This window comes from Streptomyces sp. ME02-8801-2C (assembly GCF_033793965.1).
Lineage (GTDB): Bacteria > Actinomycetota > Actinomycetes > Streptomycetales > Streptomycetaceae > Streptomyces.
On sequence record NZ_JARAXP010000001.1, the window covers coordinates 404,037 to 419,896 of the forward strand.

The 15,860-nt window shown below is 69.5% G+C and carries 17 protein-coding genes; 10 read left to right on the top strand and 7 right to left on the bottom strand.

Translation table 11 applies throughout. The features are described from left to right. Positions 1 to 7 precede the first annotated feature (7 nt). Positions 8 to 1,543 carry a S8 family peptidase gene (locus PV396_RS01845; protein WP_319199789.1) on the bottom strand — a complete coding sequence of 512 codons (1,536 nt, stop codon included), beginning with the start codon at positions 1,541 to 1,543 and terminating at the stop codon, positions 8 to 10. Positions 1,544 to 1,996: 453 nt separating this feature from the next. On the opposite strand from PV396_RS01845, the gene PV396_RS01850 reads away from it, so the two are divergent. From PV396_RS01850 to moaA, 3 genes are all read left to right on the top strand, one after another. Continuing rightward, positions 1,997 to 2,353, top strand: coding sequence for a DUF485 domain-containing protein (locus PV396_RS01850; protein ID WP_319199790.1), 357 nt, complete (start codon positions 1,997 to 1,999; stop codon positions 2,351 to 2,353). Further along, positions 2,350 to 3,975 carry a cation acetate symporter gene (locus tag PV396_RS01855; RefSeq protein WP_319199791.1) on the top strand — a complete coding sequence of 542 codons (1,626 nt, stop codon included), beginning with the start codon at positions 2,350 to 2,352 and terminating at the stop codon, positions 3,973 to 3,975. Before PV396_RS01850 ends, PV396_RS01855 begins: the two co-directional genes overlap by 4 nt. 180 nt (positions 3,976 to 4,155) lie before the next feature. Continuing rightward, entirely contained in the window at positions 4,156 to 5,145 is a 990-nt protein-coding gene (moaA, locus tag PV396_RS01860) for a GTP 3',8-cyclase MoaA (RefSeq protein WP_319199792.1), read from the top strand. A gap of 85 nt (positions 5,146 to 5,230) precedes the next feature. Here moaA and PV396_RS01865 read toward each other — a convergent pair whose 3' ends face one another. Together PV396_RS01865 and PV396_RS01870 are read right to left on the bottom strand one after the other, a co-directional pair. After that, a complete protein-coding gene (locus PV396_RS01865) occupies positions 5,231 to 5,458 on the bottom strand; it encodes a hypothetical protein (RefSeq protein WP_319199793.1) in 228 nt (75 codons plus the stop codon). Between the two features lie 209 nt (positions 5,459 to 5,667). Continuing rightward, entirely contained in the window at positions 5,668 to 6,066 is a 399-nt protein-coding gene (locus PV396_RS01870; protein WP_319199794.1) for a DUF3099 domain-containing protein, read from the bottom strand. A gap of 246 nt (positions 6,067 to 6,312) precedes the next feature. Here PV396_RS01870 and PV396_RS01875 point away from each other — a divergent pair, with 246 nt between their 5' ends. Then, positions 6,313 to 6,588 (top strand): GlsB/YeaQ/YmgE family stress response membrane protein, encoded by a 276-nt coding sequence (locus tag PV396_RS01875; protein ID WP_319199795.1) that lies wholly within the window; start codon positions 6,313 to 6,315, stop codon positions 6,586 to 6,588. A 67-nt stretch (positions 6,589 to 6,655) separates the two neighbouring features. Here the strand turns inward: PV396_RS01875 and tyrS are convergent, their stop codons facing one another. From tyrS to PV396_RS01890, 3 genes are all read right to left on the bottom strand, one after another. Next, the gene (gene tyrS, locus PV396_RS01880) at positions 6,656 to 7,921 is read right to left on the bottom strand and encodes a tyrosine--tRNA ligase (protein WP_319199796.1); all 1,266 of its coding nucleotides are present in this window, start codon (positions 7,919 to 7,921) and stop codon (positions 6,656 to 6,658) included. Between the two features lie 68 nt (positions 7,922 to 7,989). Continuing rightward, the gene (locus PV396_RS01885; protein WP_319199797.1) at positions 7,990 to 9,393 is read right to left on the bottom strand and encodes a metallopeptidase TldD-related protein; all 1,404 of its coding nucleotides are present in this window, start codon (positions 9,391 to 9,393) and stop codon (positions 7,990 to 7,992) included. Further along, on the bottom strand, positions 9,390 to 10,913 hold the full coding sequence (locus tag PV396_RS01890) for a TldD/PmbA family protein (protein WP_319199798.1): 1,524 nt from the start codon (positions 10,911 to 10,913) through the stop codon (positions 9,390 to 9,392). The genes PV396_RS01885 and PV396_RS01890 overlap by 4 nt, the downstream gene beginning before the upstream one ends. A 291-nt stretch (positions 10,914 to 11,204) precedes the next feature. Here PV396_RS01890 and fabG point away from each other — a divergent pair, with 291 nt between their 5' ends. The 3 genes from fabG to PV396_RS01905 all read left to right on the top strand — a co-directional run bounded on the left by fabG (position 11,205) and on the right by PV396_RS01905 (position 13,245). After that, positions 11,205 to 11,924: a 3-oxoacyl-[acyl-carrier-protein] reductase gene (fabG, locus tag PV396_RS01895; RefSeq protein ID WP_319199799.1), complete on the top strand. Its 720-nt coding sequence runs from the start codon at positions 11,205 to 11,207 to the stop codon at positions 11,922 to 11,924. Between the two features lie 5 nt (positions 11,925 to 11,929). After that, positions 11,930 to 12,697: an enoyl-ACP reductase FabI gene (fabI, locus tag PV396_RS01900; RefSeq protein WP_319199800.1), complete on the top strand. Its 768-nt coding sequence runs from the start codon at positions 11,930 to 11,932 to the stop codon at positions 12,695 to 12,697. 194 nt (positions 12,698 to 12,891) lie between these two features. Beyond that, a complete protein-coding gene (locus tag PV396_RS01905) occupies positions 12,892 to 13,245 on the top strand; it encodes a hypothetical protein (protein WP_319200618.1) in 354 nt (117 codons plus the stop codon). Here the strand turns inward: PV396_RS01905 and PV396_RS01910 are convergent. Further along, positions 13,220 to 13,909, bottom strand: a complete 690-nt coding sequence (locus tag PV396_RS01910) for a FadR/GntR family transcriptional regulator (RefSeq protein ID WP_319199801.1) — start codon at positions 13,907 to 13,909, stop codon at positions 13,220 to 13,222. The two genes, PV396_RS01905 and PV396_RS01910, sit on opposite strands and share 26 nt — an antisense overlap. 46 nt (positions 13,910 to 13,955) lie before the next feature. Between PV396_RS01910 and PV396_RS01915 the strand changes: the two genes are divergently transcribed. From PV396_RS01915 to PV396_RS01925, 3 genes are all read left to right on the top strand, one after another. Then, complete coding sequence (locus tag PV396_RS01915; protein ID WP_319199802.1) at positions 13,956 to 15,254, top strand: MFS transporter; 1,299 nt, start codon at positions 13,956 to 13,958, stop codon at positions 15,252 to 15,254. 66 nt (positions 15,255 to 15,320) lie between these two features. Continuing rightward, positions 15,321 to 15,437 (top strand): SGM_5486 family transporter-associated protein, encoded by a 117-nt coding sequence (locus PV396_RS01920; RefSeq protein WP_105974872.1) that lies wholly within the window; start codon positions 15,321 to 15,323, stop codon positions 15,435 to 15,437. A 157-nt stretch (positions 15,438 to 15,594) separates the two neighbouring features. Then, on the top strand, positions 15,595 to 15,801 hold the full coding sequence (locus tag PV396_RS01925) for a hypothetical protein (RefSeq protein WP_319199803.1): 207 nt from the start codon (positions 15,595 to 15,597) through the stop codon (positions 15,799 to 15,801). The last annotated feature ends 59 nt before the right edge of the window (positions 15,802 to 15,860 follow it).

Here is a 15,860-nt window from a genome sequence, read left to right on the forward strand (position 1 = left end):
GTGCCGGTCACTTGACCGCGCGCAGCGCGTTGACGATCCCGAACCCGAAGAATCCGTTGACCCGTTTGCCGCCCTCGCACACCGCGTCCTGCGTGCCGTCACCGTCCTGGTCGTACGACGCGGGGCAGCCCGGGTTGTCCGCCTGGACCTTGAGCAGTGTCTGCAACTGGGCCGGGGTGGCCCACGGGTGCTTCGACTTCAGCAGCGCGGCGACGCCCGCGGCGTGCGGCGAGGCCATCGAGGTGCCCTGGAGGAAGCCGTACTCACCGTTCGGCATGGTCGACAGGATGCGGCCGTTCTTCGACGGCGTGTCGGGTATCTGGTATTTGCGGTCGCCGCCGGGAGCCGCGATGTCGATGACGCCGTTGCCGTACGTGGAGTAGTACGACTTGACGTTGTCGACACCCGTGGCGCTCACCGTGACGACACCCGGGAGCTGGGTGGGCACGTCGAAGCACTCGTGCGGGTCGATCGTACGGGTGACCGTCGTCGAGTCGTCGGGGCTGGTGTCGTCGACGATCGCGTCGGAGTCCAGGTCGTGGCTGGAGTTGCCCGCCGACGCCAGGTTGAGGGTGCCCTTGTTCTGCGCGTACAGCTGTGCCCTGTTGACCGCGTCGACAATGGCCCGCTGATCGGGGTCGTCCATGCAGTTGTACAGCCATGGATCAACGTAGTAGCTGTTGTTCGTGATCTCGACGCCGTGGTCGGCGGCGAACACGAAGGCGCAGACGACGCTCTCCGGGTAGAAGAGCCCGTTGTTCGGGTCGCTCACCTTGATGCCGGAGACCTTTACACCGGGCGCGACCCCGGCCACCCCGATGCCGTTGCGGGCGGCGGCGATCTCACCGGCCACATGCGTGCCGTGGTAGTCCTCGGCGGTGTACGGGCGCCACGCCCCCGCGCTGGTGTCCGCGACGCCGCCGACGCAGTTCGCCGACTGGGCGGCGGAGAAGTTGGGGGCGAGGTCCGGGTGGGTGTCGTCCACGCCGGTGTCGATCACGGCGACGGTCACCCTGCGGCTGCCCGGGTTGATCTTCGCGGCCTTGTCGGCGCCGATCGACCGCAGGTCCCACTGGTCGGCTTCGAGGGGCTCGCTCTCGGGGGTCTTCGCCGACACGGCCTCGACCTTGGCTGCCTCCGCGGCCGTCAGATAGTCCGCCGCGCCCTCGTCGGTCGTCCCGGCCGCGACCAGCGGTGTGGTCCGGGTGGCACCCGCGGACCTCACCCCGCGCACCGCGCGGATCTGCGCCCCGAATGAGGGGTTCGCGGAGTGGACGACGATCACACCGATCCTGCGGTACGTGATCACGACGGTGCCGCCGGCCTTGGAGATCGCCTTGGTCACCGCCCCGATCGTGTGACGGTCGGTGCTCTTGGTGTTGACGACATACGCGAGGTTCGGACCTTCCGCGGCCGGAGCGGCGACGGGGGCGGCCGGCTCGGCGGCCGACGCGGCCACGGGCAGGAAGCCGAGGGAGGCGGTCAGGGACAGCACGACCGGCACCGCGAGAGCGAGCCGACGTCTGGAGCGCAGATGAGCCATGGGTTCTCCACATCATCCGGAGGCGAGGCTCACCCGGGCAAGGATGGTTGCCGGGCAAGCGCGTAGCAGGAACGGACAACAAGCGGGTACACGCGAAAAAGCGGGCACGGACGCGTGGCCCGCACCTTCGATTTTGCAGGTACATGACGGGTGGTACAGGGCGAAGCTATCCCGCATCGCCGCTGGCCAGCAATGACTTCCGGAGACCAGTTCGGAAAGAAGCGCGGCGAGTTGAACCGCTCCTCGCGTGGCGCCGTGACCTTGGGCAGAGGGCGCGAGGACCATCGAGCCCGCTGTCGGATCACGCGTGGGGGCCCTACCATCGCGAGCCGACCACCGTGATCCAGATCACCGCGAGGTCAGAGAAGAGCCATGTCCGAACCGAGCCCGACGCCGTCCGAGAACGACCACCCACCGCCGTCCACCGCCGCACCCGCAACGCGAGGAGACTCCGTGGCCACCGACGCACCGCCCCCCTCGAAGACAGAGCGCCACTTCCCCTCCACGGAGGAGTTCGTCGAGGTGCAGCAGAGCGCCGAGTTCGGCGAACTGCGCCGCGCCCACCGCTCCTTCGCCTTCCCGCTGACCATCGGCTTCATCGCCTGGTACCTGCTGTACGTCCTGCTGTCGAACTACGCGGGCGGCTTCATGGGCACCAAGCTCGTCGGCCACATCAACGTCGCCTTCGTCCTCGGTATCGCCCAGTTCGTCACCACGTTCCTCATCGCCTGGTGGTACGCGCGGTACTCCTCCGCGAACCTCGACCCGAAGGGTGAGGCGATCAAGTCCCGGATGGAGGGCGGCGCATGAGCCCCGTACAGCAGAGTGTTCTCGCCGCGGGCGAGGCCAGCGAGCATCGGCCACTGATCATCTCCCTGTTCGCGGTGTTCGTCGTCGCGACCCTCGTCATCACCGTCTGGGCGGGCCGTCAGACCAAGAGCGCCGCCGACTTCTACGCCGGCGGGCGCCAGTTCAGCGCCTTCCAGAACGGCCTCGCGGTCTCCGGCGACTACATGTCCGCCGCGTCCTTCCTCGGCATCGCGGGCGCGATCGCCCTCTTCGGGTACGACGGCTTCCTGTACTCCATCGGCTTCCTCGTCGCCTGGCTGGTCGCCCTGCTCCTGGTGGCCGAGCCGCTGCGCAACTCCGGCCGCTACACCATGGGTGACGTCCTCGCGTACCGCATGCGCCAGCGCCCGGTCCGCACGGCCGCCGGCACGTCGACGATCGTTGTCTCGATCTTCTACCTGCTGGCCCAGATGGCGGGCGCGGGCGTCCTCGTCTCGCTCCTCCTCGGCATCACCTCCGACGCGGGCAAGGTCGCCATCGTCGCCCTCGTCGGGGTCCTGATGATCGTGTACGTCTCCATCGGCGGCATGAAGGGCACCACCTGGGTCCAGATGGTCAAGGCCGTGCTGCTCATCAGCGGCACGATCCTCATTACGTTCCTGGTGCTGCTGAAGTTCAACTTCAACATCTCCGATCTGCTCGGCACCGCCGCCGAACGCAGCGGCAAGGGCGACGCCTTCCTGGAGCCCGGCCTCCAGTACGGCGCCTCCGGCACCACCAAGCTGGACTTCATCTCCCTGGGCATCGCCCTGGTCCTCGGCACCGCCGGTCTGCCGCACATCCTGATCCGCTTCTACACGGTCCCCACGGCCAAGGCCGCCCGGAAGTCCGTGAACTGGGCGATCGGCATCATCGGCGGCTTCTACCTGATGACGATCGCGCTCGGCTTCGGCGCCGCCGCACTGATCGACCAGAAAGAGATCACCGACTCCAACCCCTCGGGCAACACGGCGGCGCCGCTGCTCGCCCTGCACATCGGCGGCGTCGACTCCGCCTGGGGCGCGGTGCTGCTCGCGACGATCTCGGCGGTCGCCTTCGCGACGATCCTCGCCGTGGTCGCCGGCCTGACGCTGGCCTCGTCGTCGTCGTTCGCGCACGACATCTACGCCAACGTCATCCGCAAGGGGAAGGCCACCGAGAAGGAGGAGATGAAGGCGGCCCGCTGGTCCACCGTCTTCATCGGCATCGTCTCCATCGCCCTGGGCGCCCTCGCCCGCGACCTCAACGTGGCCGGCCTGGTCGCACTGGCGTTCGCGGTGGCCGCGTCCGCCAACCTGCCCACGATCCTCTACAGCCTGTTCTGGAAGCGGTTCACCACCCAGGGCGCCCTGTGGTCGATCTACGGCGGCCTGATCGTGGCGGTCGGCCTGGTGCTGTTCTCGCCGGTCGTCTCCGGCGACCCGAAGGCGATGTTCCCGGGCGTCGACTTCCACTGGTTCCCGCTGAAGAACCCCGGCATCATCTCCATCCCGTTCGGCTTCTTCATGGGCTGGCTCGGCACCATCCTTTCCAAGGAGGAGCCGGACGCCGGCAAGTACGCGGAGCTGGAGGTGCGATCCCTCACGGGAACCGGCGCGCACTAGAAGCCGTTTCCGCGGTGAAGGCGTCACGCGGGGCCGCCGTAGGATCCACGAGATCCACGGCGGCCCCGCGCCGCATCCTGTGGCCCATGGCATGCCGTGTTGTCAGCGGTGTCACGTAGGCTCGCAGGTGTACGAGAAACTCCGATCCGCACAAGATCCGCTACGAGGGAGGGGGCCCACGTGCTCATCGACACCTTCGGCCGGGTGGCCACCGACCTGCGCGTCTCCTTGACCGACCGCTGCAACCTGCGGTGCACGTACTGCATGCCCGAGGAGGGCCTGCAGTGGCTGGCCAAGCCCGACCTGCTCACCGATGACGAGATCGTCCGCCTGATCGACATCGCCGTCACCTCACTCGGTATCGAGGAGGTCCGCTTCACGGGCGGCGAGCCGCTGCTGCGCCCGGGCCTGGTGGGCATAGTGGAGCGGGTCGCGGCCCTGGCCCCCCGCCCCCAGATGTCCCTGACGACCAACGGCATCGGCCTGGTCCGTACGGCGACCGCGCTGAAGGCGGCAGGCCTGGACCGGGTCAACGTCTCCCTGGACACCCTGCGCCCGGACGTCTTCAAGACGCTCACCCGCCGCGACCGCCACCATGACGTCATCGCGGGCCTGGAAGCGGCCCGGGACGCCGGCCTGACCCCGGTGAAGGTCAACGCGGTCCTGATGCCGGGGCTCAACGCGGACGAGGCCCCTGACCTGCTGGCCTGGGCGGTCGAGCACGAATACGAGCTGCGCTTCATCGAGCAGATGCCCCTGGACGCCCAGCACGGCTGGAAGCGCGACGGCATGGTCACGGCAGGGGACATCCTCGCCTCCCTCCGCACCCGCTTCGACCTCACCCCCGAGGGCACCGACGAACGAGGCTCGGCCCCCGCCGAGCGCTGGCTGGTGGACGGCGGCCCGTATCGCGTGGGCGTCATAGCCTCCGTCACCCGCCCGTTCTGCGCGGCCTGCGACCGCACCCGGCTGACGGCCGACGGCCAGATCCGCACCTGCCTCTTCGCCCGCGAGGAGACCGACCTCCGCGCGGCCCTCCGCTCCGACGCTCCGGACGAGGAGATAGCCCGCCTCTGGCGCGAGGCGATGTGGGGCAAGAAGGCAGGCGCGGGCCTGGACGACCCGTCGTTCGTCCAGCCGGACAGACCGATGTCAGCGATCGGCGGCTAGTTGATATCGGGGGCTGGCTGTAAGGGGCGCGGGGAACTGCGCGACAAGCCACACACGACCCGCAGACGACGAAAAGACGCTCCCCTCACCCCTCCGGAGGAGTCCCCCACGACTCAAGCCTCACCACGTCCTTGAGAAACCCCCGCACCCCCAGAAACTGGGACAGGTGCTCGCGATGCTCCTCGCACGCCAGCCATGTCTTGCGCCGCTCGGGAGTGTGCAGCTTCGGGTTGTTCCAGGCGAGCACCCACACGGCGTCCGCCCGGCATGCCTTGGCGGAACAGATGGGGGAGTCAGGGTCAGGGCCGATCATTTTCCGACCTTAACCCGGCGGAAACCACGCTCAAAAAGGCGACGCCGAGCAGCCACGGGGGGAGCTGCCCGGCGTCGGTCTGTCGCTCCGACGGGGGATGCGGAGCGCGTACGAAGTATGTCACGGGTACCCGTCCGCCCGGCACCGGAACTCCATGATTGATCTGAGCTTTTCTTGAGCTTGGCGAAGCCACGCGCACTGACTTCCGGTCAGGCCCGCTCGCGCGGATTGGCCCGCGCACCGGCTCCCTGATCGCCCTCGACGTCTTCCGCTGCGGGTTCCGCGTGGTCCTCTTCCGGTCGCGTCGGCGCGATCATCGGTCGTACCGGAACCGTCACGAAGGTCGACGGAAGCCCCGGCGCGTTCTCACGGCCCGCGTTGGCGATCACCACGGCGATGTAGGGGAGGACCATGCCGAGTACAAGTGCCACGAACGCGACGTGCCGTTCGACGTTCCAGAGCACCGCCGCGAGGACCACCGCCACCGTGCGCACGGACATGGAAATGACGTACCGGCGCTGTCTGGCGCGCACATCGTCCGCAAGCCCCTGCCGGGCCCCGGTGATCCGGAAAACCTGGGCGCCGCCACCGTTGCTCTGCTTCCGCATCACGTTCCACCATCCACCCGAATCGGACACGCCCCGGCCCGTACCCCGCGCCGAACCCGGTCGGGGAACCAGGCCCGGACGTCTTCCACGTTACGCCGCGTCTGCGCCGCCTACGAGACCGGGGCACCTTCCCCCGGGGTGAGCGCTCTGCGCCGTACCGCGTACCGAGGCCCCCGACATGCGCCGTAGCGCGAACGGACCGACACTGGGCGTAATGCTCACCGGAGCCGTACGAGGAGGCACCAAATGGGCTGGTTTTGGGCGATCATCGTGGGACTCGTGCTGGGTGTGCTGGCCAAGTTGATCATTCCTGGCAAGCAGCACAGCCCGCTCTGGCTGACGACCATCTTCGGCATCCTCGGCGCCATCGCCGGCAACGCGATGGCGCGAGGGTTCGGCATCGACGAGACGAGCGGCATCGACTGGGGCCGCCACGCGCTCCAGCTCGCCGCGGCCGTCGTGATCGTGATGCTGGGCGACATGGCGTACTCGTCGATGCGAGGCAAGAGACACCGCGCTTAAGCGACAGATGTACGTGCGTGAGAGGGCGGCCCTGTCGATCGGGCCGCCCCCCTCACACACGTACTGATCAGCCGGTGACCTCGACCGCCGCCAGGTTCTTCTTGCCCCGGCGCAGGACCAGCCACTTCCCGTGCAGCAGGTCCTCCTTCGCGGGAACCGCGTCCTCGGCGGTGACCTTCGCGTTGTTCACGTAGGCGCCGCCCTCCTTCACCGTGCGCCGCGCGGCCGACTTGCTGGCCACCAGCCCGACCTCGGCAAACAGGTCGACGACCAGCCCCGCCTCGGCGACCTGGATGTGCGGTACCTCGGAGAGGGCCGCGCTCAGCGTCCGCTCGTCCAGCTCACCCAGCTCGCCCTGGCCGAAGAGGGCCTTGGACGCGGCGATCACGGCGGCCGTCTGCTCGGCGCCGTGCACCAGCGTCGTCAGCTCCTCCGCGAGCGCCCGCTGCGCGGCCCGCGCCTGCGGACGCTCAGCGGTCTGCGCCTCCAGCGCCTCCAACTGCTCCGGGGACTGGAAGGACAGGATGCGCATGTACGTCGAGATGTCCCGGTCGTCCACGTTCAGCCAGAACTGGTAGAACGCGTACGGCGTCGTCATCTCCGGGTCGAGCCAGATGGCGCCACCCTCGGTCTTGCCGAACTTGGTGCCGTCCGCCTTGACCATCAGCGGCGTCGCCAGACAGTGCGCCTCGGCCTCGGGCTCCAGCCGGTGGATCAGGTCCAGGCCAGCCGTGAGGTTGCCCCACTGGTCGCTGCCGCCCTGCTGGAGCGTGCAGCCGTAGCGTCGGTACAGCTCCAGGAAGTCCATGCCCTGGAGCAGCTGGTAGCTGAACTCCGTGTAGCTGATGCCTTCCTGGGACTCGAGCCGCCGGGCGACCGAGTCCTTGGTCAGCATCTTGTTGACGCGGAAGTGCTTGCCGATGTCCCGGAGGAACTCGATCGCCGACAGGCCGGCCGTCCAGTCCAGGTTGTTCACCATCACGGCGGCGTTCTCGCCCTCGAAGGACAGGAACGGTTCGATCTGCGCGCGGAGCCGGGTCACCCAGTTCGCGACCGTCTGCGGGTCGTTCAGCGTGCGCTCCGCGGTCGGACGCGGGTCGCCGATCTGACCGGTCGCCCCGCCGACCAGGGCCAGCGGACGCAGGCCGGCCTGCTGGAGACGGCGCATGGTGAGCACCTGCACCAGGTGGCCGACGTGCAGACTGGCCGCCGTCGGGTCGAAACCGCAATAGAACGTGACGGGACCGTCCGCGAGCGCCTTGCGCAAAGCGTCCTCGTCAGTGGACAGGGCGAAAAGCCCCCGCCACTTCAGCTCGTCGACGATGTCCGTCACGGTTCTCGTATCTCCTTGAGTGGTCTTCTTGCAGTTCTACGGCAGCCGAGGGACTACCGGCAACGAGGTTATACGCCCTGACTGACAGAGCTCATATTGAAGTCCGGCACCCGCAGCGCCGGCATCGCGGCCCTGGTGAACCAGTCGCTCCACTCCCGGGGCAGCGTCTTCTCCGTACGCCCCGCCTCAACGGCCCGCCCGAGCAGGTCCACCGGTGACTCGTTGAAGCGGAAGTTGTTGACCTCTCCGCTGACCTCGCCGTTCTCCACGAGGTACACCCCGTCGCGGGTCAGGCCGGTCAGCAGCAGGGTGGCCGGGTCGACCTCGCGGATGTACCAGAGGCAGGTCAGCAGCAGCCCGCGCTCCGTGTTCGCGACCATCTCCTCCAGAGACCTGTCCTCGCCCCCGTCCAGGACGATGTTCCCGATCGCCGGGGACACCGGCAGGCTGGTCAGTCCGGCAGTGTGCCGGGAGGTGATCAGCCGGTTCAGCTCGCCCTCGCGGATCCACTCCGTGGCGCTGAGCGGCAGCCCGTTGTCGAACACCGACTGGTCGTCGCCGGAGGAGTGGGCGAGCAGGAAGGGGGAGGTCTCCAGGCCCGGCTCGTTCGGGTCGCTGCGCAGGGTCAGCGGCAGCTCGGTGAGCTTCTCGCCGAGACGTGTCCCACCGCCCGGCTTGGAGAACACCGTGCGCCCCTCGGCGGCGTCCCGCGCCGACGCCGACCACATCTGGTAGATCAGCAGGTCGGCGACCGCGGTCGGCGGCAGCAGCGTCTCGTACCGTCCGGCCGGCAGCTCGATGCGCCGCTCCGCCCAGCCGAGTCGTACGGCCAGTTCGGCGTCGAGGGCGGCCGGGTCGACGTCCTTGAAGTCCCGCGTCGACCGCCCGGCCCACGCCGACCGCGTACGGTCCGGGGACTTGGCGTTCAGCTCCAGCGTCCCGTTGGGCTGGTCATGGCGCAGGCGCAGCCCCGTCGACGTACCCATGTAGCTCGACACCAGCTCGTGGTTGGCGAAGCCGTACAGCTCCCGGCCGCCCGCCCGCGCGCGTGCGAAGGCCTCGCCGAGCGTCGGCGCGAAGTCGGTGAACACCGCGGAGGAGGTCTCGGCGGGCGCGTCCGTGAAGTCCGGGGACTCCGGCACGCCCCCGACCAGTGGCTGGGCGTCCTCCGCCGGCCCGGCGCCGCGCGCGGCGGCCTCCGCGGCCCGTACGAGCGGTTCCAGCTCGTCGGCGGTGACGGCCGCGCGGGAGACGACCCCCGAGGCCGTGCCCTGCTTGCCGCCGACGGTCGCGACGACGGTGAGCGTGCGCCCGCGCGTGACCCCGTTGGTGGTGAGGGCGTTGCCGGCCCAGCGCAGGTTGGCGGTCGACTGCTCGTCGGCGATGACGACGCACCCGTCCGCCCGGGACAGCTCGAGGGCCCGCTCGACGATCTCGTGCGGCTTGTTCGCCTTGTTGGGGTGAGCGCTCATCGACCGGCCTCCTGCGTGGTGTTCAGAATGTTGACGCCCCTGAAGAGGGCCGACGGGCACCCGTGGGACACGGCCGCGACCTGCCCCGGCTGGGCCTTGCCACAGTTGAAGGCACCGCCGAGGACGTACGTCTGCGGACCGCCGACGGCCGCCATGGAGCCCCAGAAGTCGGTGGTCGTCGCCTGGTAGGCCACGTCCCGCAGCTGCCCGGTGATCCGGCCGTTCTCGATCCTGAAGAACCGCTGACCGGTGAACTGGAAGTTGTAGCGCTGCATGTCGATGGACCAGGACCGGTCCCCGACGACATAGATCCCGCGGTCGACCCCGCCGATGAGATCCTCGGTCGCCAGCCCGCCCGGATCGGGCTGCAACGACACATTGGCCATGCGCTGCACGGGCACATGCCCGGGCGAGTCGGCGTACGCGCACCCGTTGGACCGCTCGAACCCGGTGAGCTCCGCGATCCGCCGGTCCAGCTGGTAGCCCACCAGCGTCCCGTCCTTGACCAGGTCCCACGACTGACCGGCGACGCCCTCGTCGTCGTAGCCGATGGTCGCCAGACCGTGTTCGGCGGTACGGTCGCCGGTGACGTTCATCAGCTCGGAACCGTACCGGAGCTTGCCGAGCTGGTCGAAGGTCGCGAAGGACGTACCGGCGTACGCGGCCTCGTAACCCAGCGCCCGGTCCAGTTCGGTGGCGTGGCCGATGGACTCGTGGATGGTCAGCCACAGGTTGGACGGGTCGACGACCAGGTCGTAGAGCCCCGCCTCGACGCTCGGCGCCCGCATCTTCTCGGCGAGCAGCTCAGGGATCTGTTCGAGCTCGGAATCCCAGTCCCATCCCGTGCCCGTGAGGTACTCCCAGCCGCGCCCGACGGGCGGCGCGATGGTCCGCATCGAGTCGAACTCGCCGCTCGACTCGTCGACGGAGACGGCCGTGAACTGCGGGTGCAGCCGCACCCGCTGCTGGGTGGTGACGGTCCCCGCGGTGTCGGCGTAGAACTTGTTCTCGTGCACCGTGAGCAGCGAGGCGTCGACATGGTTGACCCCGTTCGCCGCGAGCAGCCGGGCGCTCCACTCGGCCAGCAGCCCGGCCTTCTCCTCATCCGGCACGGAGAACGGATCGATCTCGTACGACGAGATCCACGTCTTGTCGGCGTGCACCGGCTCCCCGGCCAGCTGCACCCGCTCGTCGGACCCAGCCGCCTTGATCACCTGGGCGGAGAGCTTCGCCATGGCCACGGCCTGCGAGGCGACCTTCGCGGCGGCGTCCATGCTCAGGTCCACACCCGACGCGAACCCCCAGGTACCGCCGTGCACCACCCGCACCGCGTACCCCAGGTCCGTGGTGTCCGACGATCCGGACGGCTTGGCGTCCCGCAGCCGCCAGGACGCGCTGCGCACCCGCTCGAACCGGAAGTCCGCGTGCTCGGCACCGAGCGCACGCGCGCGTGCGAGGGCGGCGTCGGCCAGGGCACGGAGGGGCAGTGCCAGGAATGACTGATCGACCTCATGGGCCATGAGCGGCCTCTCCTTGTCACGGTGAGTGTGATGCGCAGTGTGATGCGTCTGTCTCGCAGTGAATCATGCAGGTCCGACAGCACGGCTTCCAACGGATTGGCCTCGATCAGGACAGTGCGGGAGACGGGAGCCGAAAGGGCGTCGACTGTAGGGACCCGACAGGACCAGGGGTGAGCCACTGTCGGTGCCCGAATGTCCGCCGGTGTGGACGGGCCGATAGATTTTCGCAGAAGCAGCCTGTCAACCCTGCTGTTCGGACAGGTGTTGAACCGCTAACGAAAGGGTGATCCGTTGAGCCGCTCGGTTCTCGTCACCGGAGGCAATCGGGGCATCGGCCTCGCCATCGCCCGCGCGTTCGCCGAGGCCGGCGACAAGGTCGCCATCACATACCGTTCCGGTGAGCCGCCGGCCGCCCTGACAGAGCTGGGCTGCCTGGCCGTCAAGTGCGACATCACCGACACCGAGCAGGTGGAGCAGGCCTACAAGGAGATCGAGGCCGAGCACGGTCCGGTCGAGGTCCTCGTCGCCAACGCCGGCGTCACCAAGGACCAGCTCCTGATGCGTATGTCCGAGGAGGATTTCACCTCCGTCCTCGACACCAACCTCACCGGCACCTTCCGCGTCGTCAAGCGTGCCAACCGCGGCATGCTGCGCGCCAGGAAAGGCCGCGTCGTCCTCATCTCGTCGGTTGTCGGTCTGTTCGGCGGTCCCGGTCAGGCCAACTACGCCGCCTCCAAGGCCGGTCTGGTCGGCTTCGCGCGGTCCCTCGCCCGTGAGCTGGGCTCGCGCAACATCACCTTCAACGTGGTCGCGCCCGGCTTCGTCGACACCGACATGACCAAGGTCCTCACCGACGAGCAGCGCGAGAGCATCGTGAAGCAGGTGCCGCTCGGCCGGTACGCGCAGCCGGAGGAGATCGCCGCAACGGTGCGGTTCCTCGCCTCGGACGACGCCTCGTACATCACTGGAGCCGTCATCCCCGTTGACGGCGGACTGGGAATGGGTCACTGATCACCATGAGCGGAATTCTCGAGGGCAAGCGCGTCCTCATCTCCGGTGTACTGATGGAGTCCTCCATCGCCTTCCACGCCGCCAAGCTGGCTCAGGAAGAGGGCGCCGAGATCATTCTGACCGCGTTCCCGCGGCCCACGCTGACCGAGCGCATCGCCAAGAAGCTGCCCAAGCCCACCAAGGTCATCGAGCTCGACGTCACCAACGACGAGCACCTCGGACGGCTGGCCGACCTCGTCGGCGAGGAGCTCGGCGGCCTCGACGGCGTCGTCCACTCCATCGGCTTCGCCCCGCAGGACGCCCTCGGCGGCAACTTCCTGAACACGCCGTTCGAGTCGGTCGCCACGGCCATGCATGTCTCGGCGTACTCCCTGAAGTCGCTCACCATGGCCTGCCTTCCGCTGATGCAGAACGGCGGCTCGGTCGTCGGCCTCACCTTCGACGCGAAGTTCGCCTGGCCGCAGTACGACTGGATGGGCCCGGCCAAGGCCGCCCTGGAGGCCACCAGCCGTTACGTCGCCCGTGACCTGGGCAAGCAGAACATCCGCTGCAACCTCGTCTCCGCCGGCCCCCTCGCCTCCATGGCCGCCAAGTCCATCCCGGGCTTCGGCGAGCTGGCCTCCGTGTGGGACGCCCGGTCGCCCCTGGAGTGGGACCTCAAGGACCCCGAGCCGGCCGGCCGTGCCATCGTCGCCCTGCTCAGCGACTGGTTCCCGAAGACCACCGGCGAGATCATCCACGTCGACGGCGGGTTGCACGCGATCGGCGCGTGACACCGCTGCCGCTGCCTCGGGGCACGGCCGACATCCCGAGGGCCCGCGCCGCTTCCGGCGCGGGCCCTCGGCACGTCGGTACGCCTTCACCCGTTCGGCGCATCCGGCCGGGCGCGGGGGAGGGGTGACCGGGCACGCTGGAGTACGCGTTGACCTCGCGTTTCCTCCCCAGCACGGCCGAGGAGGTCCCCCTTGTGCGCCTGTCCCGCAGCTTCGCCCCGCTGCTCACCGCCGCCGCGCTCATAACGGCTGTTCCGTACGAGGCCGCGCCCCACGCGCGCGTGGCGGCCCGGCAGCCGGAACGGCCCGAGCCCTTCGGTGCCACCTGCTACACCCGGGTCACCGGCTCCGAGGTGACCGCGTACTGCCACAACCCCTATGTGCCCGCCGACCGCGTGCGTCTGCACATCGAGTGCGCCCGCTGGTGGGACCTGGACAGTGACGGCGCCCTTGTGGAGGCCGGCCCGGCACAGACCGTACGGCTCACCGGCCGCTGCTGGAAGGAGGTCCGCTCGGTGTGGGTCAGCCACCAGCGGCGGACGCCCTGAACCGGCACACGAACGGATAACCCGCGGCCTCCCTGGCGGCGGCCGCCGCGTCGCCCGCGCGGATCGCGTCGACGAGCGGTGCGTGGTCCACGTACGACCGGGGAGTCAGCTCCTCACCCACGTCGTCGCGCAGCCAGTCCCGCAGGACCTCGCCCAGGTCCGCGTACATCGCCGTCATCACGTCGTTGTGGGAAGCGGCCACCACGGCCATGTGCAGGCTCGCGTCGGCCGTCACGAACGCCTCCGCGTCGCCGGACGCCCAGGCCTCCTCCCGGCGCTCCAGAAGCGCGTCCAGCTGCTTCAGGTCGCGTTCGGTGCGCCGCAGGGCCGCCAGTTCGGCCGCGCCCGACTCCAGCGTGGAACGCAGCTCGGCGATGTGCCGGGGGTCCGCGTCGGCGAACCGGCGGTGCATGACACCGGCCAGCTCGCTGGTAGCCACGACGTACGTGCCCGAGCCCTGGCGGATGGCCAGGAGCCCGTTGTGCGCGAGGGCCCGGACCGCCTCCCGGACCGTGTTCCGCGCCACCCCGAGCTGCTCGACCAGCTCCGGCTCCGTCGGAATGCGCGAGCCGACGGGCCACTCGCCCGAGGTGATCTGGTTGCGCAGGGCCGCGATGACCTGCTCGGAGAGGACCGATCGACGGGGATGGCTCAGCGGCGGCATGGCGCACCTTCGGTCGGAGGACTACAACCAATCATCCTATGATCCTATGCTGGATGTCATGGTGAGCGAGGAAACCCGGACGACGGAGTCCACATCCACGTCGACAGCGACTGTGAGACCACGCGCGCGCGTGTGGCTCACGCGGCTGGTCGTCGTCGGCATCGTGCTGTCCGCCCTCAACCTCCGCCCGGCCGTCACCAGCCTCGGCGCCCTCCTCGAAGAGGTGCGCGACGCACTCGGCATGAGCGGTACCGCCGCCGGAGTGCTCACCTCCGTACCACCGCTCTGTTTCGCCCTCTTCGGCGGCCTGGCACCCCGCCTGGCCCGCCGCTTCGGCGTCGGGGCGGTGGTCTGCGCGGGCATGGTCGCCATCGCCGCCGGCCTGGCGATCCGCCCCTGGACGGGCACCGCCGTAGGCTTCCTGGCCGCCACCGCGCTCGCCCTCATGGGGATCGCGGTCAGCAACGTCCTGATGCCGGTCGTCGTCAAGCACTGGTTCCCGGACCGGGTCGGTTCCATGACGGGCGTGTACTCGATGGCCATCGCCCTCGGCACCGCCGCCGCGGCGGCGATCACCGTGCCCATGACCGAGGCGCTGGGCGGCGGCTGGCAGACGGGACTGACCCTCTGGGCGGTCCTCGCGGCGGCCGCGGTGGTGCCCTGGATCCCGTTGGTACGGGATCGGGGCGCGGGCGGACCGAGGCGGGCGGCGCCTCCCGCGCGCGGGACGTCCGCCAGGAGTCGGGAGGCCGGCGCCCTGCGCATCACCCGGAGCCGTACCGCCTGGGCGCTCGCGGTGTTCTTCGGGCTGCAGGCGACCGCCGCCTACATCACCATGGGCTGGATGGCCCAGATCTTCCGGGACGCCGGCGTCCCGGCCGGCACCGCGGGACTGCTGCTCGCCGTGACCATGGCGATGGGCGTGCCCCTCGCCTTCGTCATCCCGCGCGTGGCCACGCGCCTGCCCCACCAGGGGCCCATCGTGATCGCACTCGGCGGCTGCGGACTCCTCGGGTACGCGGGCCTGTACCTCGCGCCAGCCGACGGAGCCTGGATCTGGGCCGTACTGCTCGGCATCGCCAACTGCGCCTTCCCGCTGGCCCTCACGATGGTCGGGATGCGGGCCAGGACGGGCGCGGGCGTCGCCCAGCTGTCGGCCTTCGCCCAGAGCACCGGCTATCTCATCTCCATCCCCGGGCCGCTCCTCGTAGGTGTCCTCTACCAGCACAGCGGCGGCTGGGGACTGCCGCTGGCGCTGATGGCCGGCCTGATGCTGCCGCAGATGGTCGTCGGCGTACTCGCGGGACGTGACCGCACGGTGGAGGACGAGGCCGCGGCCCGCTGACCCCGCCCCACCGGGTGCGCGCACCCCGCAGGAAGGAGTCGGGGGGACAGGTGCGAGACTGGCCGTATGCCAGTGCTCGATCCGAATCCCCAGAACGGCCAGAAGAAGATGCTGCTCGTCTTCGGCTCGTTCTTCGCCATCTTCGTGATCATCGCCGTCATCGCGACGATCGCCTCACCGTGACGGCGCTGGGTGGGGGTAGCCCCACCATCCCCTAGGGGGTGAGTCTCAGGGTCAAGTGGGTGGATCACCGGATGGGTTGAGGGCCGCGGGTTCCGTAACTTCGTGGTGTGGCCGCGAGACGCGGGCCACAGACGGCTCGAAGACCCACGGAGGCATCATGTCGGCCCGCACGCACTCCCGGCCCCTTTCGCCGACCAGGCGTGACGTCGACATACGGCTGCCCTGGTGGGCCCTGGCCCTGCCGACGCTCGCGTTCGTCGCGCTGCTCGTCCTGATGCTGAACCCGACCGGCGCGCAGGCCGCGAGCGGCGACCCGATGATCGCCCACCTCCTTGAGCGAGCCCGGGAGCTGGTGACGCGCTGAGCACTGTGGACGCCCCATTCCCACCTGCGGAGCCGCCCGTCAACTCCCTGCGCCTGATG